This window comes from Pirellulales bacterium, assembly GCA_036490175.1.
GTDB lineage: Bacteria > Planctomycetota > Planctomycetia > Pirellulales > JACPPG01 > JACPPG01.
On sequence record DASXEJ010000303.1, the window covers coordinates 126,283 to 146,237 of the forward strand.

The window sequence follows — 19,955 nt, forward strand, 5'->3', positions numbered from 1 at the left end:
TACCGAATCATCGCGTCGATCTACATCCCACAACGACAAACTCCAGTTGAAATTTCATCATGCAAGCCACTGAAGCTGTCATACGCAGCGTCGTCCAAGAAGTGTTGGCCCGTATCGGCACCGTGCCGCCCGCCGCGTCTGGGCGTGGATTCACTGGTCGCCACGGCGTGTTCACTTCCGTCGACGAGGCGGTAGCGGCCGCGACCGAAGCATTCGAGCAGCTGTCCGAGCGCACGATCGAAGATCGCAAGCGGATCATCGACCACATCCGCCGGATTTCGATCGCACAATCGGTCGAGCTCGGCACGATGGAGATGGAGGAAACCCGCATCGGGCGATTGGTCCACAAAGTCGAGAAGCTGAAGACCCTCGGCGAGCGGACGCCGGGCGTCGAGTTCATGCGCAGCGAAGTTTTCAGCGGCGACCACGGTCTGGCCGTGATCGAGCACGCGCCGTTCGGCGTCATTGGCGCCATCACGCCGGTCACGCATTCGCTCCCCACGATCACGGGCAATGCGGTCAGCATGATTGCCGGCGGCAACACGTTGGTCGTTAATCCCCATCCCAGCGGCAAGCGCGTGGCGGCCGAAGGTGTGCGCCGCTTCAACGAAGCAATCCTGCGCGATATCGGCATCGACAACTTGATCTGCGTATTGGCCGAGCCGACGTTGGAAACCGCCGACCAAATCTTCCGCCATCGTGGCATCAAGCTGATCTGTGTCACGGGCGGGCCGGCCGTGGCTCGCGCCGCCATGAACAGCGGCAAGCGTGCCATCGTGGCAGGACCTGGCAATCCGCCGGTCGTAGTCGACGAGACGGCCGATTTGGATCGCGCCGCACGGGCCATCATTCAAGGTGGTTCCTACGACAACAACCTACTGTGCATCGCTGAGAAAGAAGTGTTCGTCGTGGCCAAGGTCTTCGATCAAATGCTGGCGGCGATGGATCGGGCCGGCGCCGCAAGGCTTTCGGCCCGCGAAGTAGACTCCCTGACCCGCGTGGCGATCACTACCGTCGGCGAAGGGGAACACAAGCACGACGTGCCGAGCAAAGATTTTCTTGGTCAGGACGCGGCCGTGCTGGCTCGCGGTATTGGCAAGCAGGTTCCGCAGAGTGTCGAGCTACTCTTCGGCGAGACGGACGAGAGCAACCCCTTTGTCCCCGTCGAACAGATGATGCCGTTCGTCCCCTTCGTGCGTGTGCGCGATTTCGAAGAGGCAGTGGCCAAGGCCAAGCACTTCGAACATGGCTTCCGGCACACCAGCATCATTCACTCACACAACGTGCGCCACATGACGCAGATGGGCCGAGCGATGGATACCACGCTGTTCGTGAAGAACGGCCCTTGCATGGCGGCATTGGGACTCGGCGGCGAAGGATACCTGTCGTTCTCGATCGCTACGCCAACGGGCGAAGGCGTGACAACGCCGCTGACCTTCACCCGCGAGCGCCGCTGCTCGATGATCGACGACCTGAGAATCCTTGGGAAGTAAATTGCTGGACTGAATAAAGCGTTGGGACATTACTGAAACGGCAGAACACACTCGAAAGCTAGCCACAGAGCTCACCGAGGCGAGTTGCGAACATGAAGATTTATTTCGGAAAGATTTTGTCTCTGTGATCTAGGGGTGCTCGGTGGCAAATATTTTGAAAAAGTCTGTTTGAGGAAGAATCGTGCAACTGGGACTCGTAGTTGGCAATGCGACCGCCACGCGTAAGCACGCCTCGATGGTGGGTGTGAAGCTGTTGGTGGTGCAGGCCCTGTTGGCCGACGGCCGCTCGCCCGATGGCGAACCGGTGTTGGTGGCCGACAAGCTGGGAGCCGGCCGCGGCGAGACCGTGATCATGTCGAGCGACGGAAAGTTTACGCGCGAAATGCTGGGGAGCGATACGACGCCGGTCCGCTGGTGCGTGATCGGAATTCAGAACTGATGGTCCACGAAGTTGACATCGAGCAAATCGTTCGCGAAGTGCTGGCCGCCTTGCACGGCCGCCTCGCGAACGGGCAAATGCCGCCAACATCGAACGTAACTTTCAACGGCAATAGCGCAAGCAAACCACAACCCACGGACCTACTGGAACTAACGGATCGACTCGTGACACTGGCCACCTTGGACAATCGTTTGAGCGGCATTCGCAGCCTGGTGCTGCGGCGCGGCGCGGTGGTGACGCCATCGGCGCGAGATCTGTTGCGCGCGAAAGAAGTCCAAGTTTCATTTGCGGCAATTGCGCCCCGCGCGTCAGTCGCGCTGGTGGTGGGAATCGCCGAGGCGAGTGGTGCGAAAATGTTCGACAGCGCCGCATTTGTCGAGGCCCTGTTACGAGACGGCCTGCCGATCGAACGGCTGGCAAAAACCGGCTTGACGAGCGTAGTCGAAGAGTTGGCGGATCATGCGGCACGCGGAGGTCGGCCGACGGTAATGCTGACGGCCAGGCCCGAGGCGGCCGCCTGCCTGGCCAACCGCTGGTCCGGCGTGCGTGCCGTGGCCGGCCGCGACGTGGCTTCCATACGCCGCGCCATTGCGGATGTGGCCGCCAATCTGGTGGCAGTCGATCCGGCGGGGGATCCGGGAGGGTTTCGCCGCGTTTTGCAGGATTATTGTGCCGGCTGGCCGCGCCCAGTCCCCGCACTGTTTGACGTACATTTGCCAAAGAACTAACAGGCGACACTGACTATGCGAATGGGCGAGGTGATTGGCACCGTGACGCTCTGCCGGTCGCACCCGAGTCTCTCGGGCGCGTCATTTCGGCTGGCGATCCCACTGACGCTGGCGGAGCTCGAGCGTGGCGAACACGCTGCCGGCGAACCGATCGTCGTCTACGACGAACTAGGCGCCGGCAACGGCAGCCACATCGCCATCAGCGAAGGGGGCGAAGCCGCACAACCGTTTCGGCCCAACGACAAACCGGTAGACGCCTACAACGCCGCCATCTTGGATTCGATTGATGTTGGAAGGAAATAGTTTGCGTTGAAGGCGTCGATCCGCTGAGCGCCTTAGGCACGAAGAACAAGAATCACCGACAACCCCTGGCAAATAACACTGCGGTGCTCACCGAGCACCTACAAGGAAAGTGGTGCCAACAGAGCACCGCAAAGAAAAAAGGTCGAGGAACCATGAACGTTCACAAGCTCAAGCAAGAGATGTGCGAGATCGGTCAGCGGATCTACAACCGTGGGTTTGCCGCTGCCAACGACGGCAATATCACGTATCGAATTAGCGAAAACGAGGTCCTCTGCACGCCGACGATGATCTGCAAGGGCTTTATGAAGCCCGACGATATCTGCAGTGTCGACATGCAGGGCAATCAGCTTTCGGGTCGTCGCAAGCGCACCAGCGAAGTGTTGCTGCACCTGGCGATCATGAAAGAGCGGCCCGACGTGAAAAGCTGTGTCCACTGCCATCCGCCACACGCCACGGCCTTTGCCGTAGCGCGCGAGCCGATTCCGCAATGCATCCTGCCCGAGGTCGAAGTGTTTCTTGGCGACGTTCCCATCACGGCCTACGAAACGCCGGGTGGTCAGAAGTTCGCGGACACGGTGCTCCCATTCGTCAAGCGATCGAACGTGATCATCTTGGCAAATCATGGCACGGTCAGCTTCGGCGAATCGCTAGAGCGTGCCTACTGGTGGACCGAAATCCTCGATGCCTATTGCCGCATACTGCTGCTGTCAAAACAACTGGGACGCGTCACGTATTTTACCGAGGGACAGACGCGCGAACTGTTGGACCTGAAGAAAAAATGGGGCTTCGGCGATGCCCGGTTCGACAAAGACATGGAGAACTGCGACATCTGCGCCAACGACGTCTTCCGCGCCAGCTGGCAGTCCAGCGGCGTCGAGCGTCGGGCGTTTGACGCCCCGCCGGCGGCCAAAAACGGCACGGCCGCCAAGACCCCGGCCGCGGCACCGGCACCCACCGGCGCCGTCGATCAGGACGCCTTGGTGCAAGCCATTACCGACCGCGTTTTGGCGGCACTTGCGAAATAGCAGCAGGCGCATCCTGGCCAATGACTCTGACGCAGCGCGGATGAGCGAGTTATCCGCCGTCCGCCCGAGAAGCTTCGCCCAACAGGAACTGGATAGATATGAAAGTCACTATCATCGGTGGTGCCGGACTCGTGGGTTCGTGTACTGCATTCGCCTTGCAAACCGGACGTATCGTGCGCGAGATTGCCCTGGTGGACGCCAACGCCGAAGGAGCGGCCGGGCAGGCGCTCGACTTGGCGCACGGCAGCCCGTTGGTAGCCGATCAGCTGATTCACGCCGGCGGCTATGAGCAGATTCCCGACAGCGACCTGATTTGCATTACGGCCGGTCTGCGCCGCAAGCCCGACGAAAGCCGGCTCGACTTGATCAATCGCAACGTCGATTTGTTCTTGGGTATCCTCGACGAGATTCGCCGAGTCGGCTACAAGCGCGAGGCGATCGTGTTGGTGGTCTCGAACCCGGTCGACGTGCTGACGTATTTGGCCGCCGACCGATTGGAATTGCCGCTCAGCCAGGTCATTGGCCTGGGAACCCAGCTAGATACCATTCGCTTCCGCACGCTGATCGCCGGCGCGCTGCACGCGGCGCCGACGCAAGTCGCGGCTGTGATTCTGGGCGAGCATGGCGACAGCATGGTGCCGATCTGGTCGAGCGCCACCGCGGCCGGCATGCCTTTGGACAAGCACCCGGGTTGGACGCCCCACCTAGCCAACGAGTTGTTCACGCGCACCCGTGGCTCGGGCGCCGAAGTGATCAAGCGTAAAGGAGGTGCCGGGTTCGCCGTTGGCATCGCCATTCAGGAAGTTATCGAATCGATCGCCTTGGATCGACGCCGCATGCTCCCGGTGTCGAGCGTGCAGCAGGGATGCTACGGCATTCGCGACGTGGCTTTGTCGGTGCCCACGATCGTGGGGCGGGCGGGGGTTGTCGATCGCGTGGAAATCGAACTTTGGCCCAAGGAAATCCAGGGGCTACGCAAAAGCGGACAAGTGCTTCGCGAGACTGTCGACGCGGTGCTGAGCCGGGTCGGAGCTGCTCGTTGAACCGATGTGTTCGTGGACGGAAACCAATGCAAAAATCGCTCGATCAAAAGCTGGCCGCCATTCACGCCGACCCATCGGGCGCGCGTGACTTCATCATTGCCGATGCCAAGGACGCTGACATGGCCTTCGGCATCGGCGCGCCGGGCCGCTCGCCCGAGATGCATGCCGGCGAGGTGCGTTTTCGCACGTTAGCCGAATATCGCGATCAGATTCGACAGATCGTTCATCAGGGACACGTCGACATCATGTTGATGTCGGCCAGCACCAACGATTTGCTCACGATTCAGGAAGGTTTGTTCGTAAACAGCCACGTTACGCCGGCGGCGCGGGCCAACGACACGACCGACATCTTCGTCGTCCGCGGCGGACGTTATATCCAGGAGCCGTCACGACCGTTTCGCACGGCGGCGATCGATCACATTCAGTGCGGGCACGTCGAGTGCGAACCGCAGGAGCGCGTCCTCGGCGCCAACCTGGGACTATACAGCATCACGTTCAACAACCGCCTGGACGAAGACCTGGCTGCGCTCGAAGAATACCGCCGCTTCCGGCTGGAAGCCGAGAGCAAAGGTTTTCATCATTTTCTGGAAGTCTTCGACCCGAACGCGCCGGTCGGGCTCGATGGGGCCGACCTGCCGCACTTTATCAATGACGCGATTGCTCGCACGCTGGCCGGAGTGGCTCAGGCCGGGCGGCCGTCATTCTTGAAGGTCGTCTATCACGGCCCCAAGGCGATGGAAGAATTGGTCGCGTACGATCCGCACCTGGTGGTGGGCATTCTTGGCGGAGGCGCGGGAACGACCTACGATGCCTTCAAGTTGATTGCCGAGGCGCAGAAATACGGCGCGCGGGTGGCATTGTTCGGTCGCAAAATCAACCAGGCAGAGAACCAGTTGGCCTTCGTCGAGTTCTTGCGGCTCATCGTCGAGCGTGTGATAAGTCCCGAGGAAGCCGTACGAGCCTATCACGCCGTGCTGGCGAAACTGGCGATTAAACCTCAGCGAACGCTCGACGACGACCTCGTCCTGCAAACGGCCGTGATGAGTTACGGCGGGGGTTCCACTGTTGCTGTGCCGGCTAACGTTCCGAAGTCGGCGAAAAGCTCGAGCAACGGCGTTGCGAATGCCGCTCCCGCCAAGACGAAGGCCGGCGATTGTGGCTGCGGCTGCGGAGGGCACAAGAGCCCGGAGTTGAAGCCGGCCCCGTGCGGTTGCTCGCACAAATCGGTGGCGGCATCGGCCGCTGCGGGTCAAGTCACGCCTGTCGAGGCGCCGCAATCCCTCGGCGGCACGCCCGACTTTGCCCACATGACGCAAGCCGAAAAGCTGGCTTACAATCAGCGCGAGCGCAACCGGGTCTTCGGATAGAGAGGAGGGCTTCGCATCCTGGTTGCGATCCAATCTGCGCGCAAGCGGCCATGCTTACGGCACGAAGCGCCCGCTCATCGACACACCCACTAATACCCCACGCTGCGTTCGATATCTTGCGCCATTGAGCTCGTGCCGGACCGCATTCCCGGCTTGAGCCGTAAACGGGCGGATGCGGCACTCGAATCTTGGGGCATTTCATCGCGCAAAGTGGGCTGCGTGCTGGTGGCGTACTGCCGGCATCCGGTCGAGGCACATACAAAGGCACCAACGATCGTGGTGCCGATCAGGCACCACGCGGCGGCAAATCGCGGGAATGCATTCATGGCTGAACTGCGTACCATGGCAGTGAAGAGTGGAAGGGGCCGAAGTCTGTCAGAATCGTGCAGTGACGTCCAGGTCAACCTGCTATCAGCGCGGAATGCCAGCGGCCGGCCTAGAGTGCTGCCACGGCCGCGACGCACGCGGCCGGGAAAATTGGTAAAAATACGAGAGGACACCGTGCCTGGAGTGGATAACCGCTAGAGCGCCGTGCATCGGCCGATCGGAGTGTGACTCTTGCTAGACTTTTTGGTCGTCGCGCCGCATCCCGATGACGCCGAACTGGGCATGGCTGGCGCGATCATACGGGCCAAGGCCGAGGGAATGCGGGTCGGCATTCTCGATCTCACCAGCGGAGAGCCGACGCCGCACGGCACCCCTGAAATTCGCGCCCGCGAGACGGCCGCTGCCACCGAGATACTGGGTGTCGACTGGCGCGAGAATCTCGGCCTGCCCAACCGCAAGCTGGAACACACGCTCGAGGCGCGGGCCCTGCTGGCCGGCGTGTTTCGTCGTGTGCGGCCGCGGTTGATCTTTGCCCCGTATTGGGTCGACTCGCATCCGGATCATGTCGCGGCGACCGAGATGATCGAGGCGGCACGCTTCTGGTCGAAGCTCACCAAGTCGGACCTGCCGGGCGAGCCATTCTTTCCATCGCGCATTTTGTACTACTTTTGCGTCCATCTGCGACTGGTCACACCGCCGGCGTTCGTGCTTGACATCAGTGCTCAGTGGCAGCGAAAGCGGGCTTCGATCGAGTGCTATCACAGCCAGTTCATTGCCGGGCGCGAAAACCAGTCGCCGTCGTTCGTAGACCGCTTGCGCGATCAGGCCGCCTTTTGGGGCTGGTCGATCGGCGTGGACTACGCCGAGCCCTTTGCCAGTCGCGAGCCGGTCGGCATCACGAGCCTGCGCGATCTGGTGTAACAACGGTTCCATCTGATAACCGCCTTTACCGCCCGAACAGGCACCCCTTTTCGGCACCGTTCCTCGGCACCGCTGTGGGCGGAAATCCGCGGCCTTCGCAACTTGCGCAGATTGTGGTTCCCCCACACTGCGGGTTGGACGGCCACTTCACATCTTCTATTTCGCATTTCACATTCGTTGCGTCATCTGTGGACCTACGTAGTGTCTGCCCGCCACATATCGGGCTATCGACGGCGCGTGCTTGCTGGGGTGCACGGCGCTAGCGGCAGGTGCTGGCGTGACTGTATGCCGGATAAGTAAGAAGCGACGGGTTTACGGCTGAAGAACACGTAACGATTGTGCCGATATCGTGAGCCGTGCCATCGAGAGACCGCCGTATTGGGGTGCAGGGCACGGCTACCGATATACCCCCATAGAGATAGCGCGTCCGTCGCGCGGCCCCTCGACTGTGGTCTTGGGTTAGCTTGGTTCGACCGGTGCCGAAGGAGGAGGTTCGACGTGGCCCAGGACATCAACGTTCTTGCCCTCGTTAAGGGGGAAGAGCGATACGTATTCTTGTACAACGACTCCAGCCGGGCTGCCACGTTGCGCGTATTGGGCCGCTTCGCCTCGAATCCTGAGCTGAGCTTTTCGTGGTATGATGCCGCGGTGTTGAGCCAGCGGATTCGCCAGGAAAGCCAGCCGGCACCCAGCACGCGGCCCCGTTTCTCGATGCCGCTGCGGACCGATAGCGAAGAGCAGGCATAGCGCGCCGGGTTTTCTCTCGCATTTGCCGGTCTGCTCGCCGCGGAGCAGCCTTTGTTTCGTGCCGCCTCGCGGCCGGGTGTCATGCTCGCCTGGCGAGTCTTTGTGTGGCAACCGTATCCGAAAATACGCTTTCGGCTGCTGCCGAACGTTTTTTGCAGTATTTGCGCGTCGAGCGCAATTCCTCGCCGCTGACGATCAAGAGCTATCGTGAGGATCTCGAGGCACTGAGCGAGTTCCTAGCCGAGCGCCATCGTGGTCGCTGCCCGGCGCCAGGGGACCTGACAACGCTCGACCTGCGCGGTTACGCCTCGGCGATGCACGCGGCCGACTACGCCAAGACGACCATTGCCCGACGGCTGGCGTCGCTGCGTAGTTTTTTTCGTTTTGGCCAGCGCGAGGGCTGGACCAAGACCAATCCGGCCAAGCCGCTGCGTAATCCCCGCCGCGGGAGGTCGCTGCCACACTTTTTGTCGACCGGAGAGCTCGATCGGTTGCTCGTGGCTCCGCCCACGGGCGATCCTCTGGGTCTGCGCGATCGCGCCATTCTCGAGACGCTCTACTCGGCCGGCTTGCGCGTCAGTGAATTAGTCGGGTTGAATGACGCCGACGTTGATCTGGCCGAGGGCGTATTGCGGGTGCGCGGCAAGGGGCGCAAGGAGCGGCTCGCTCCGCTGGGCTCCTTCGCCCAAGACGCGCTTCGCAAATGGCTGAAGGTCCGCCGCGTGGCAGGTCGCGTGGCCGAGACAAGCCTGGCCCCCATTTTCGTCAATCGCTTCGGCCGCCGACTCACCACGCGCAGCGTGGGCCGCCTGCTCGAAAAGTATTTGAAAGTGACCGGATTAGACGGTCGCACGACGCCCCATACACTGCGCCACAGTTTCGCCACGCACCTAGTCGATCGGGGCGCCGACATTCGCAGCGTGCAGGAACTGTTAGGGCACAAGAGCCTGGTGACGACGCAGATCTACACGCATGTCAGCACTGCCGCCCTGAGAGCCGCTTACGAAAAGGCCCATCCCCGGGCTAAGTGATCCACAGCCCCGTTACCGACCGCGCGGTGGTACACGCTAACGACGGTCCGAAGAGTCATGGGCACGGCATTCCAGCTGCTTGCGCATCGCAGGCGCCATTTCGGTCACACGATGCCTTTTCGCACCGCGTAGACGGCCGCTTGCGTGCGATCATTGACGCCGATCTTGCGCAGCACGTGTTGGACGTGCTCCTTTACAGTCTCCACGCTGATCGCGAGAGATTTCGCGATCTCCTTGTTTGATAGTCCTAACGCCAGATGCCGTAGGACCTGCGTCTCGCGCTGGGTCAACGAGGCCTCGTCGTCTTCGGTCTTTTGCCGGGTGGCCATCGTATCGGCGACCTTGCTGAGCTCGCCATGAGATGGCCCTCCGTCCTGCGCTGTAACCGCATGAATCGTTTCCAGCAGCTGCTCGCGCGTGCATCCCTTCAAGAGGTAGTCGCTCGCGCCCAGGGCGTGCGCCCGCGCGATGTAGGTCGGGTTGTCGAACGCCGAGAGCATGACAACGCGGGTCTCTGGCTGGTCCTTATGGATCTTTTCCAGGGCTGTCAGGCCGTCGTCACCGCCGTCCATCATGCGGATATCCAACAGCGCCACGTCGGGCTTGTGCCGAAGGGCCTGCGCTACGGCGTCGGCCGGACTGCTGGCCTCGGCCACGATTTCCACATCCGTACCGGCCAACAGGCTGGCGAGTCCCTGGCGGACTACTTCGTGGTCGTCTGCGATCAGCAGGCGTACGGTCATCAGAACCCTCCTCCTCGACTTAGCGTAGAGAGGACATGGGCAGAGTGCCCACCCAAACATATAAGCGTAGCTCGCCCGTGAGATCCGAACAACCGGCACGGCCGCCATCAATGACCGTGGTTATTCCACGAGCTGTGTGACAAAAGACCTGCCGCGTTGACCCTGCGCAGCGCGTGACGTAGATATTTAGCGACAGTCGCGGCCTCTTCTCCCCGCGAATTCCCCAACTGCGACTGTTTCTCCCAACGGCCCTGCCGACGGGGGGCTAGCGTGCGGAATTGAACGATTTTATGGCGTAGGTGGCACTCCTCGATGAGGATGCCGACCGCGCTCGGCTGTTGGCTGGCGACCGGAACCCAGCCGCAACTGTACACACGCGCGATTGATTGCACTGCCGCAACGCGAGGGACCCCGCGCTTACTGTCGGCAGTCACGGTTCGCGCCAGGTCGAGGCATTTCCAATGAAGCGTGGGTCTTTGTTACTCGTGGACGATGACCGTCCACTCTTACAGTCCATGGCAGCCTGGCTGCGCGAGCTGGGCTTTATCATCGACGCCGTCACCGGCTGCGGCGACGCGATCGCGGCACTGGGGAAAAAGAATTACGACCTGGCCCTGGTCGACCTACGGCTGGGCGACGGCGACGGCTTCGACGTGTTGGCCTGGTGTCGCGAGAATCGGCCTGGCACGGCCGTGATCCTCATGACCGGCTATGGCACGGTGGAAACCGCCATCGAAGCGATCCGGGCGGGTGCCTTTGACCTGGTCACCAAACCCTTGGTCGACGACGAACTAGAAATGTCGATCGATCGGGCACTCAATCACCGCCGCGTGGTCGAAGAGAACAAGAACCTCAAAACCCAGCTCGATATCCGCTTTGGTCTAGAGAGCATCGTCGGCCAGGACTATCGCATGCGGCGCGTGTTCGAGATGGTTGGCAGCGTGGCCGAAACTCGCGCCAGCGTGCTGATCACTGGCGAAAGCGGCACCGGTAAATCGATGATTGCCCGCGCCATGCACAGGCGCAGTGGCCGTCGTGACAAGCCCTTCGTCGAAGTGGCTTGCGGAGCCTTGCCCGAGAATCTGCTGGAGAGCGAACTGTTCGGTCACGTGGCCGGCGCGTTCACCGGCGCGATGGGGGACAAGACCGGCAAGTTCATGCTGGCCGACGGTGGCACGATCTTTCTCGACGAGATCGGCACCGCCAGTCCCGCCATGCAGGTCAAGCTGCTGCGCGTGCTGCAGGACTTCGAGTTCGAGCCGGTCGGAGGCACCAAGACCTTTAAGGTTGACGCCCGCGTCATCCTGGCCACGAACGAGAACCTGGAAGACATGGTCCGTGCGGGGCGTTTCCGCCAGGACCTGTACTATCGCGTCAACGTGATCAATATCGAGCTGCCGCCGCTGCGCGATCGCGTGGCCGACATCCCGCTTTTGGCGTCTCACTTCCTCAAGGACACGTGCGAGGAATGCGGCAAGCAGGTTCAGGGCTTTAGCGACGAAGCGATGATGGCGATGGAGCGATACCGCTGGCCCGGCAACGTCCGCGAGTTGGCCAACGTCATCGAGCGAGCCGTACTGCTTGGTAAGGGGGGTCCTATCGACGTCGCTGATCTGCCTGCGACGATGACCGCAGGTGGTCAACGCATCCTCGAACCGGTGACCGGACGCACGCTGAAGCAGGCGCTCGAAGAGCCGGAGCGCCGTATTATTCTGGAAGTGCTGGAGAGCAACCAATGGAATCGGCACCTCACAGCCGATGCCCTGGGCATCAACCGCACGACGCTGTACAAGAAAATGAAGCGTCTGGGGCTGGAAGATCGGCCCTTTGCGTCGTTGTAAAACGGCGCGAAGCGCGCGAGGAAGAGAAGAAGTTGGGCGTGTTATGCCAACTCTAGGATGCGCCGGTTGTGCGACAACATCTTCCGTAGCGACTGCGCCTCGCTGCTTTATTTAAGCAACAGCGACGCGCCGAATTTCTTGCCGTCGCGTCGCGCGATGACGTCGATCGTCGTAGCTTCTTGCGAAAGTAGCGAGTAAAGCCGGTACAGCCGCGCCTGTAACGCGTCGTATTCGCCCAGCTTGAGAATCTCGTCCCCGGCCCGCAAGCCTGCGGATTCCGCCGCGCTTCCGCCTCGGACCGAGTCGACAACGGTTTTGCCCTCGCGGCGGACGATCCATAACCCACTGCTATTGAATTTCCCCAACGGCCGGAACGATTTCCGGCCCTGCAAGTACATGTGGCCCTGGGGAAAATCGAAGGTCACCACAAAACGGGCCAGAAAGGGCATGCCCAAACGGTTGGCGCGATCGCCAGTGGCGAAGATGGGATTAGCTACTGTGATGCCGCCGATCTCGATTGTCTCGCATTGCAAACGCCGCAGCGTCGAGGCGCCAGATAGATCGTGCAACGTAATCCGCCCGATGTCGCGGGCCTTGCCGGCGTCGAGCAGGTCTTTCGCGACAAGCTTTGTCAGGTCGCCATCGTCGGTCCAGGCGGATGCACCTGTATCGATGAAAAAATGTTCGGGCGAGGCCTCGGCCAGATTGGCCACAATGTAAGGGATCTTGGAGCGTGCGAATCGGAGGGCGATCTTTTCCCCAGCCCCCGTTGGCGACCGTTTGAGGAATACGCATTCTCCCTGGTCAAAGTCGAACCGCACGACATGATTGGCGAGAAAGTCCATGCCGAGGATGCCGTAAACTTCGTCACCGCATTGTTCGCGAATCGGCGCTAGATCAACCCCGGCGACAAACGGCACCGAGTCTGGCAGGTTGAAGCTGCCGAGCGTCGCGGTTGGAGTATCGAACCGCGGAGTGGAAAACTGCCCGGTGGGCGCCCGCTCTCGTAAGCTTCCGGTCGGCGCTGTCGATAAGAGCGACAAATCGAATATCGTGTACGACGCGCCGGTATCGAGCAAAAAGAGACACGTTTTATCGCCGACGTTGACCGGCAAATAGACGGCATCGCCGTCGGTGCCGATTTCAAAGCGCGCGGCGACCTCATCGGCGGGCACTGGCACCGTCTGCGCCCCTGCCGTCGCTGCCAGCAATACCGCAGGCAGAAAGAAAAGCAGCGACAAAAAAGCCAATCCTTGGCGGCTCATCGGAAACTCCGTTACCGATTTAATTCTGCACGACGCGAATCTTTGCAGGTCCGGGGCGCACGTCCCATTTGCAGCGTGGGCGATACCCACCCTAGGGAACGCTTTGCTCCGACGCACCTGCAGCCGACCCGTGCTCGGCCGCATTTCTACCCATCCAGCGGTTCGCTGCCCAGAGCACCATCAGCAACGCGGCCCACTGTGCTAGCACCGTGCCCACGTTTTCGACAGCGTCGGGCCTAAGCCACTCGACCAGGCGCGTGCTCATGGTCACGCTTTCTCCCGTCTCGGTCACGGCGGCAGGAAACTTCTGCCAGGAGAACCACACGAGCAGCACGACGCCCTGCACAGGGACGAGCACGCCGAGCACGAAGTTCCACCATCGGCCGATCGTCATTTGGTTGCAGGCCAGATTGATATATCGACCGCGGAACTCGTCGATGCCGTATTTGATCGCCACATAGGCAAACATCAGGCCGCTGGGAATCAAGGCATTGGCCCAGACCCAATCCTGGTTGGCGAGAAAGTCGAGACTCAATGCAGACGGCACACCCCCCACTAGCCCAATGCCTCCTGCGATGAGCAGAGAGCGCTCGCGCGTCATGCCCAGGTCCTGCAAGCCGCGTACCGCCAGTTCGACCATCGAAATCAGGGACATGAAGGCGGCCATGAAGAGCGCCGCGAAAAAAACGATCATGAACAGCCCGCCAGCCGGCATCCGGGCAAATAGCTGCGGAAACCACACGAATGTCAACCCGTAGTTTCCGGCACCGACGATTTCTTTTTCAGCCTCGGGCATGATGGAAAAAATCGTGCATAGCACAGCCACACCCGACAGCAAGGAAGCCACGTTGTTGCCGATCCCCAACAGGAAGCAATTCACACTGCTGTCATCTTTCTGGCGCACATAGATGGCATAAACCGTGATCAGCCCCCAGCCGGACCCGGTGTCCCAGGCATTTTGCGTTAGCGCCTCCAGCCAGATGCTGTAGTTGCCCAACTGCTGCCAATCCACCTTGAAGATAAAGGCCAGCCCACGCTCGGCCCCGGGCAACAGACAAGCGCGCACGGCCAATGCCACGACCAGAAAGAACAAGCTCGGCAGAAGCAGCGTTGTCACGCGCTCGATCGCACCGACGCCGCGCCAAATCACCAACAACGCCAGCGACATACAGACGACATGCAGCACCAGCGGCCACGGACCGGCGACGAACTGATCGTAGTACTGTTGGGGATTGGCCTTGGCCAATTGACCGGTCACCGACACGATCAAGTATTCCAGCACCCAGCCGGTGATGACGGAGTAGTAGAACATGATCGCCACAGCCGTGAGCGTGATCCAGGCGCCCATCCAGGCAAACTTCTGGCCCACTAGTCGCACGATCGACCCCAGCGGCCCGGCGCGCATGCCGCGCCCCAGAGCGAATTCGAGGATGATCAGCGGGATCGACCAGGCGAGAAGCGAAATGACCCACGGCACCAGAAACGTACCGCCGCCATTCTTGGCCAGGATACGCGGAAATCGCCAGATGCTGCCCGTCCCGACGGCCATGCTGAGCATCGCGAACAACAATGCCCAGCGGGACGAGAACGATTTTTGATTATCCATGCCGGTTCCCCATGTCGCGGGCACGCCCATTGACCGCCAGCTTTTGCCCCTATTGGCAAGTCAAACTGAGCGGCGACATGTCGTCCGGCGCGGTGCTATAGGATAGGCACAATCGCGCACAACGTCATTAGCGGGTAACAGCCCGCGAGATGGTCCAGCAGCCAGACCCTCGGCCAGCCAAAGCTGAGTTCTGGCAACTGTGAAAACGGGAATACCGTACGGACTACGGGCCGGCTACGTCGATTCGGCGTGTGTCCACCGTGTCACCATCCTCGTCGTCTGCCTGCTGATTAGGTAGGTGTGTCCGCCTGACCTTGCGGCGAATAGCGATGGGCGTAACTATCGATTGATGGTCCGGCCGTTGCTACTCTCATAGGCATCGCCGCCACCGGCAAATCGCCAATCCCCCTAGCGCCACTGCCGCCAGGGTCGCGGTGGCCGGTTCGGGCACATTTTTGCTTTTGCCGTTGATGCACGTCTCGCACGCACCAAAATAAAACGTGGCGTCCGTGATCTTGGTGCTGGCGGTGACACCCGGTACGTTCAGCATGAACGTTACGGCGCCTGCCAGAAAGGGATTGTTGGCCTTGTCCCCTGCGATCGAGCTGTCGGCGTGGGCGTAGGTCGAACCAGTGGGGGGCCCAATGATCGTATGCGCGGGCCCCGCGTAGGCGAACGACCCGTCGTCCAAAACAAGGCTGCCTTGGTAGGTGGTCAGGACCCAGCCCGTCGAGATGAGGCCGCCATCGGTATATGATCGGTTGGATTGCACCGTACGCGCCAAGCCTTGGCTCGACACGAGCGTCGCTTTGGTCTTACCGTTGCTGAGAGCGAACGTGACGTCGCTCAGACTTTGGTCAGCAGACAGCATATTGGTTTGCAGATTCGACAGAGTCACGGAGACAGTGTTCGTGCCTGTAATAAATGTCGCCTGGGCGCTAACGGGTTCGTTGTTCTGCACAGTGGCGCCCGTCGGCGTCACGAAGCTGATGGTCGTGGCCTTGGCGGCGTTGATTGTTATGGCATGGAAGCCGGCCGTCAGACTTGCCCCCCAACAGACTGTCAACATTGCTGCCATGCAAGACGAAGTGGATCGCGTCATAGTCGAGGTCTCTCCTGTGCTGGGCCCATGGTGCGTGACGACGAGGCAATTCGACAACGATGCGACCGGGCTCTAGCCCTGGCACGGTTAAACAAAAAGCGCCAAGGCACGTGCGCGCGATGCGCGCACGACCCAAGTCGGAAGGAAGTCACTGGCGGCAAGAATTGCCACAGAGAGCCTGATGTAAAGCAAGCCGGCTGGCCCGGTCGTCGGAAATTTGTCTGTGGATCTACCCGACGAAAGCTAGGACTCTCTACTCGTCGTCATTGGCGATGCCAAAAACAAATTAATACGATGCCTGCGAAACTCTCGGGACTATACAAATCGATTACAAGCCCGACAAGAAGAATCGCATTTGCGTTTGCTTGCACCGGCATTTCCTAGAAGAGCGCACCCTCGACAGGGGTGACAGCACAATCCCCATTCGGGCTACCCCCCCATCGCCATCGACGAAGAGGCCACGACATTCAATTACAAATGGCAAGATTTTCGTTTTGTAGATTTCGCAGAGCACGCCGCTATGCATGCTCGCGATTTGAACTATTGAACGGCTCGCGTTGGCTGGCGGACGGCATTTTTATTTTGAGTTATCACGCACCCTCAGTGTTGCCGCACACCCGCAAAGAATAACTTCGCACTTCGAGGTGTGTTCTCGCATCGTCGGACCATTGCTTCATCGCCAATTGGCTGCGCTTCTGTTCGCGGAATAGGCCAGGACGGACTCATCCCATCAATTGCGGAACACGTACGCGCATCGGTGGGGCGAACACACTACTTACTCAACCGTCGGCTGACCAAGACGGACTTCCTTTTCGACGTTTTCGCCAGGTCTCTGGACAGTGTAAAATAAACCTCCATGAGCAATAACCTTACCTGCACGCACCGACTGGTGCTGCCCGTCGATACGAACCATCATGGCACGCTATACGCCGGGTCGCTGTTACGCATAGCGCTGGAGGCCGCGTACGTTACAGGCCATCGGGCCGTAGGGAGCGGCGCCAATCTGCTTTTGCGGCGGGTGCTCAGCCTGGAATGCTACCGGCCGGTGCCAGTTGGTTCGATGATCGAGATCCGCGGCGTGCCACTGCATCTGACACGTGCTTATCTAGTGGTCGGACTGGTGGGCCTGCCGCTGGCTGAGCAGGACGGGCCATGGATGGACGCGTTATTGGGCTTTGTGCAAGTCGACGGCGATGGCCAGCCCGCCCCGTTCCCCAACGAACTGGCGACGCCAGCGCCGGCCGACAGTGAGTGGCGCGACCTGGCGGAGCGGATGGAGAAACTGCTGCGCGTGAGATGAACAGTCGGCGATGATCCGCACTTCGTCGCCTGCGCTTAGCGCGAGTTGCAGCGTGGTGATCATTCCCATGCCGGCTTTAACGTTCCTGACGTCTCGCGCCACTGGGGGAGCCACGCTAGTGCGACCAGCCGGACGGCGATGTCTACCTTTTTTGGCCGTAAGGAAATCGTCTCGAATGTCTCGGTAAGTGGATCGATCTTGGTCTGTAGCGCCGCGGTGTCGGCACGCAGCTCCTCGGCGAGCTGTGCCTGTTGCGTTTGCAGCGCCTCGACGGTCTCTTCGGCCTGGCCCGCCTCGGATGACTGCTTCATGGTGCGCCCCAAATCGCGCGCCGCGCTCTTGGCCTTGCTGACGGTTGTCATGCTGAGCCGTTTGCGGCCGAGGATGGCATTCAACACCGTGGCGCCAAAGGAAATGACCGCCTGCACACCTTGTTCGCGGGCCTGCGATTTTTCGCGTTCAGCCTTTTGCTGCGCGCGTCGCAACTTCTCGTCGATCTGTGCTTGCTTAGGCGCATACTTTTGCCGCAGCTGCTCCAGCAGCCGATCGCATTCGGCGCGGGCGGCGTCCTGTAGACGGATACGAAAATCGCGCTCTGATTCATCCGGGCGCGAAACTTCGTCGAGTGCCGCGCTATGCAATAGATCGAGCTTCGCCAGGCGGTACACCCCGTCGGCAAAGGATTTCTGCCACTGTGCAGGAGACTTGCCGCTGATCCCATTTCCCGCCAGCGCGCCAAACCGCGCTTCGGCAGCAGGTGTCTTCTCCAGATCGTCGTCCCCAAAGCCGGCCTGTGTTGCCGCCTGCCAGTCGATGGCGCCTGTTGTTTCGTGAAAGTCAGCCAGCCAGCAAAGTGGCCGCTCGGCGTCGACGGCCAACTTCTTGTCGGTGAAGTGTACTGTGCCCAGTGCCAACACCGTCGGGTGATAGACCAGCTGCGCCTGCGCGGGCTGGGTGCCGCGCACGGGAATATAAAATTGCTGGATTTGCGGCGCCAGCAAGGGAGGCTGGTTCGTGAAATCGGCGCTGGCTGCCGGCGCCTGCGCGGACGAAGTCGGTGCGGCGGCGGATGGTGCGGCACTCGCCACGGTGCTTGTGGTCGATGCGGCCGGCGCCGGGCCCTGCAGCTCGTCAAGCTTCTTGATCTGGTCGCGCGTCAAGGGACCGCACAAGTACGACATGGCCCACCGCGCTTGAAAAACAGTCGGCGCATCCTCGTGAACGTTGTTCATGAGGAAAACGCGATTCTTCAATCCCGACAGAATGTGTTCGATCTTCTGCCGGTCGAAATTTGCGCCCGCCGTGGCAGCCGCGCCTTGCAGTCCTTCGATGACGCGGGCCTTGTCACGTTCGGTTTGCAATCGTCCCAGAAACCAGGTGCCGCAATTGGCCAGCCCCTTGTAGTCGAGATCGACCGGATTCTGCGTCGCCAGCACAATGCCCAGCCCAAACGCGCGGGCTTGCTTGAGCAGTGTGAGCAGCGGCAACTTCGACGGCGGATTGGCAGATGGCGGGAAGTAGCCGAAGATCTCGTCCATGTACAACATGGCCCGCAGGCTGGTCGCGCCCGATTGGGTGCGCATCCAGGCGAGGGTCTCGTTCAACAGCAGCGAGACGAAAAACATCCGCTGCTCGTCGTCCAGGTGCGCGATCGAAAAAATCGACACGCGCGGCTTCCCTTTTGGCGAATGTAGAAGCGCGTCGATGTCGAGCGGATCTCCTTCCAGCCAACTTTTGAATCCCGGCGCGGAAAGCAGATTGTTGATCCGCATGGCCAGGGCAAAGCGGTCTTTGGCCGGATAGAACGATTCGACGTCGACGACGCCGATCTTCGTGACCGGTGGATTCTGCACTTGTTGGATCAGCGCCGGCAGATCCAGATCTTTGCCGGTCTGCCAGGCTTGCCCGAGTAGCGTCGCCAACAGGATGTGCTCACGACTGTCGAGCGGATTGGCCTGCAAACCGATCAGCGCGAGCAGGCCATTCACGGTCGAGTTGACGCGGTCGCCCAACAACTCTTCGTCTTCGCGTATGGCCTTGGCCGGCGCGGCAAAGGCGCGCAGCACCGAGACACTGCGGCCGGCACTACTGCCGGGCGTATAGATGGCGAACTCGGCTGCGTCGCGTAGTCGCTGGATGCGCGCGCCGTCTTGACCCCAATCGGCCAGCCCTTTCTTCCACATCTCGGCCTGCTGCTTGGCAAATTCCTCGACCGAGAGATTCTGCCGCCGCGCGTCGTCTTCGTGGACCCAGGGCTGAAAGTCCTCGGGTGCGAGATGCGGAAACGTGAGCAGCAGATTCGACAAATCCCCCTTGGGATCGATCACTAACGCCGGAATGCCATCAATGGCCGCCTCTTCGAGCAATGTCAGGCACAGACCTGTCTTGCCGCTGCCGGTCATGCCCACGCACACGGCATGAGTCAGTAGATCTTTTGAGTCGTAGAGCAGTAAGTCCTGCTGCGGCGCGCCCTTTTCCAGATCGTAATGACGGCCGAGATAGAAGACACCAAGCTTCTCGAAATCTTGCACGCCGGAACTCCCGTCAGGAATCGTGGTTTACGCGACGAGGACGAATGCGGATTCACCACACAGGCACGGAAAATACTAGGAATGCTGAATGCAAAATGATGGATGATAAATGTGGAGAGCGTGTCTGCCATTCATCATGCACA

18 protein-coding genes are annotated in these 19,955 nt (G+C 60.8%); 12 read left to right on the top strand and 6 right to left on the bottom strand.

The window, feature by feature from the left end; all coding sequences use genetic code 11:
- The first annotated feature begins 59 nt into the window (after positions 1-59).
- The 7 genes from VGG64_23425 to VGG64_23455 all read left to right on the top strand — a co-directional run bounded on the left by VGG64_23425 (position 60) and on the right by VGG64_23455 (position 6,398).
- Positions 60-1,493, top strand: coding sequence for an aldehyde dehydrogenase family protein (locus VGG64_23425; protein HEY1602575.1), 1,434 nt, complete (start codon positions 60-62; stop codon positions 1,491-1,493).
- A 181-nt stretch (positions 1,494-1,674) separates the two neighbouring features.
- The gene (locus tag VGG64_23430; protein HEY1602576.1) at positions 1,675-1,932 is read left to right on the top strand and encodes a EutN/CcmL family microcompartment protein; all 258 of its coding nucleotides are present in this window, start codon (positions 1,675-1,677) and stop codon (positions 1,930-1,932) included.
- Positions 1,932-2,660, top strand: a complete 729-nt coding sequence (locus VGG64_23435; protein HEY1602577.1) for a hypothetical protein — start codon at positions 1,932-1,934, stop codon at positions 2,658-2,660. Before VGG64_23430 ends, VGG64_23435 begins: the two co-directional genes overlap by 1 nt.
- Before the next feature lie 15 nt (positions 2,661-2,675).
- The gene (locus VGG64_23440; protein HEY1602578.1) at positions 2,676-2,963 is read left to right on the top strand and encodes a EutN/CcmL family microcompartment protein; all 288 of its coding nucleotides are present in this window, start codon (positions 2,676-2,678) and stop codon (positions 2,961-2,963) included.
- Positions 2,964-3,115: 152 nt separating this feature from the next.
- Positions 3,116-3,988, top strand: a complete 873-nt coding sequence (locus VGG64_23445) for a class II aldolase/adducin family protein (GenBank protein ID HEY1602579.1) — start codon at positions 3,116-3,118, stop codon at positions 3,986-3,988.
- A 98-nt stretch (positions 3,989-4,086) separates the two neighbouring features.
- Positions 4,087-5,031 (top strand): lactate/malate dehydrogenase family protein, encoded by a 945-nt coding sequence (locus VGG64_23450; GenBank protein ID HEY1602580.1) that lies wholly within the window; start codon positions 4,087-4,089, stop codon positions 5,029-5,031.
- Between the two features lie 26 nt (positions 5,032-5,057).
- Positions 5,058-6,398, top strand: coding sequence for a hypothetical protein (locus tag VGG64_23455; GenBank protein HEY1602581.1), 1,341 nt, complete (start codon positions 5,058-5,060; stop codon positions 6,396-6,398).
- 89 nt (positions 6,399-6,487) lie between these two features.
- Here VGG64_23455 and VGG64_23460 read toward each other — a convergent pair whose 3' ends face one another.
- Positions 6,488-6,724 carry a hypothetical protein gene (locus VGG64_23460; GenBank protein HEY1602582.1) on the bottom strand — a complete coding sequence of 79 codons (237 nt, stop codon included), beginning with the start codon at positions 6,722-6,724 and terminating at the stop codon, positions 6,488-6,490.
- 232 nt (positions 6,725-6,956) lie between these two features.
- Between VGG64_23460 and bshB1 the strand changes: the two genes are divergently transcribed.
- The 3 genes from bshB1 to xerC all read left to right on the top strand — a co-directional run bounded on the left by bshB1 (position 6,957) and on the right by xerC (position 9,424).
- Complete coding sequence (bshB1, locus tag VGG64_23465; protein ID HEY1602583.1) at positions 6,957-7,646, top strand: bacillithiol biosynthesis deacetylase BshB1; 690 nt, start codon at positions 6,957-6,959, stop codon at positions 7,644-7,646.
- Between the two features lie 498 nt (positions 7,647-8,144).
- Positions 8,145-8,393: a hypothetical protein gene (locus VGG64_23470; protein HEY1602584.1), complete on the top strand. Its 249-nt coding sequence runs from the start codon at positions 8,145-8,147 to the stop codon at positions 8,391-8,393.
- Between the two features lie 104 nt (positions 8,394-8,497).
- Entirely contained in the window at positions 8,498-9,424 is a 927-nt protein-coding gene (gene xerC, locus VGG64_23475) for a tyrosine recombinase XerC (GenBank protein HEY1602585.1), read from the top strand.
- A gap of 104 nt (positions 9,425-9,528) precedes the next feature.
- On the opposite strand, the gene VGG64_23480 is transcribed toward xerC, so the two are convergent.
- Complete coding sequence (locus VGG64_23480) at positions 9,529-10,167, bottom strand: response regulator transcription factor (protein HEY1602586.1); 639 nt, start codon at positions 10,165-10,167, stop codon at positions 9,529-9,531.
- A 461-nt stretch (positions 10,168-10,628) separates the two neighbouring features.
- Between VGG64_23480 and VGG64_23485 the strand changes: the two genes are divergently transcribed.
- Positions 10,629-12,008, top strand: a complete 1,380-nt coding sequence (locus VGG64_23485) for a sigma-54 dependent transcriptional regulator (protein ID HEY1602587.1) — start codon at positions 10,629-10,631, stop codon at positions 12,006-12,008.
- A 107-nt stretch (positions 12,009-12,115) separates the two neighbouring features.
- Here the strand turns inward: VGG64_23485 and VGG64_23490 are convergent, their stop codons facing one another.
- From VGG64_23490 to VGG64_23500, 3 genes are all read right to left on the bottom strand, one after another.
- Positions 12,116-13,273: an aspartyl protease family protein gene (locus tag VGG64_23490; GenBank protein ID HEY1602588.1), complete on the bottom strand. Its 1,158-nt coding sequence runs from the start codon at positions 13,271-13,273 to the stop codon at positions 12,116-12,118.
- Between the two features lie 91 nt (positions 13,274-13,364).
- Positions 13,365-14,879, bottom strand: coding sequence for a sodium-dependent transporter (locus tag VGG64_23495; protein HEY1602589.1), 1,515 nt, complete (start codon positions 14,877-14,879; stop codon positions 13,365-13,367).
- A gap of 370 nt (positions 14,880-15,249) precedes the next feature.
- Positions 15,250-15,948 carry a PEP-CTERM sorting domain-containing protein gene (locus tag VGG64_23500; GenBank protein ID HEY1602590.1) on the bottom strand — a complete coding sequence of 233 codons (699 nt, stop codon included), beginning with the start codon at positions 15,946-15,948 and terminating at the stop codon, positions 15,250-15,252.
- Between the two features lie 889 nt (positions 15,949-16,837).
- On the opposite strand from VGG64_23500, the gene VGG64_23505 reads away from it, so the two are divergent.
- Positions 16,838-17,281, top strand: coding sequence for a hypothetical protein (locus tag VGG64_23505; protein ID HEY1602591.1), 444 nt, complete (start codon positions 16,838-16,840; stop codon positions 17,279-17,281).
- A gap of 59 nt (positions 17,282-17,340) precedes the next feature.
- Here VGG64_23505 and VGG64_23510 read toward each other — a convergent pair whose 3' ends face one another.
- Positions 17,341-19,812 (bottom strand): DUF87 domain-containing protein, encoded by a 2,472-nt coding sequence (locus tag VGG64_23510; GenBank protein ID HEY1602592.1) that lies wholly within the window; start codon positions 19,810-19,812, stop codon positions 17,341-17,343.
- Positions 19,813-19,955: the final 143 nt, after the last annotated feature.

Coding starts and splice junctions, on each gene's coding strand:
- VGG64_23425 (HEY1602575.1), top strand. CDS start 60: ATGCAAGCCACTGAAGCTGTCATACGCAGCGTCGTCCAAGAAGTGTTG.
- VGG64_23435 (HEY1602577.1), top strand. CDS start 1,932: ATGGTCCACGAAGTTGACATCGAGCAAATCGTTCGCGAAGTGCTGGCC.
- VGG64_23440 (HEY1602578.1), top strand. CDS start 2,676: ATGCGAATGGGCGAGGTGATTGGCACCGTGACGCTCTGCCGGTCGCAC.
- VGG64_23445 (HEY1602579.1), top strand. CDS start 3,116: ATGAACGTTCACAAGCTCAAGCAAGAGATGTGCGAGATCGGTCAGCGG.
- VGG64_23450 (HEY1602580.1), top strand. CDS start 4,087: ATGAAAGTCACTATCATCGGTGGTGCCGGACTCGTGGGTTCGTGTACT.
- VGG64_23455 (HEY1602581.1), top strand. CDS start 5,058: ATGCAAAAATCGCTCGATCAAAAGCTGGCCGCCATTCACGCCGACCCA.
- VGG64_23460 (HEY1602582.1), bottom strand. CDS start 6,724: ATGAATGCATTCCCGCGATTTGCCGCCGCGTGGTGCCTGATCGGCACC.
- VGG64_23480 (HEY1602586.1), bottom strand. CDS start 10,167: ATGACCGTACGCCTGCTGATCGCAGACGACCACGAAGTAGTCCGCCAG.
- VGG64_23485 (HEY1602587.1), top strand. CDS start 10,629: ATGAAGCGTGGGTCTTTGTTACTCGTGGACGATGACCGTCCACTCTTA.
- VGG64_23490 (HEY1602588.1), bottom strand. CDS start 13,273: ATGAGCCGCCAAGGATTGGCTTTTTTGTCGCTGCTTTTCTTTCTGCCT.
- VGG64_23495 (HEY1602589.1), bottom strand. CDS start 14,879: ATGGATAATCAAAAATCGTTCTCGTCCCGCTGGGCATTGTTGTTCGCG.
- VGG64_23500 (HEY1602590.1), bottom strand. CDS start 15,948: ATGTTGACAGTCTGTTGGGGGGCAAGTCTGACGGCCGGCTTCCATGCC.
- VGG64_23505 (HEY1602591.1), top strand. CDS start 16,838: ATGAGCAATAACCTTACCTGCACGCACCGACTGGTGCTGCCCGTCGAT.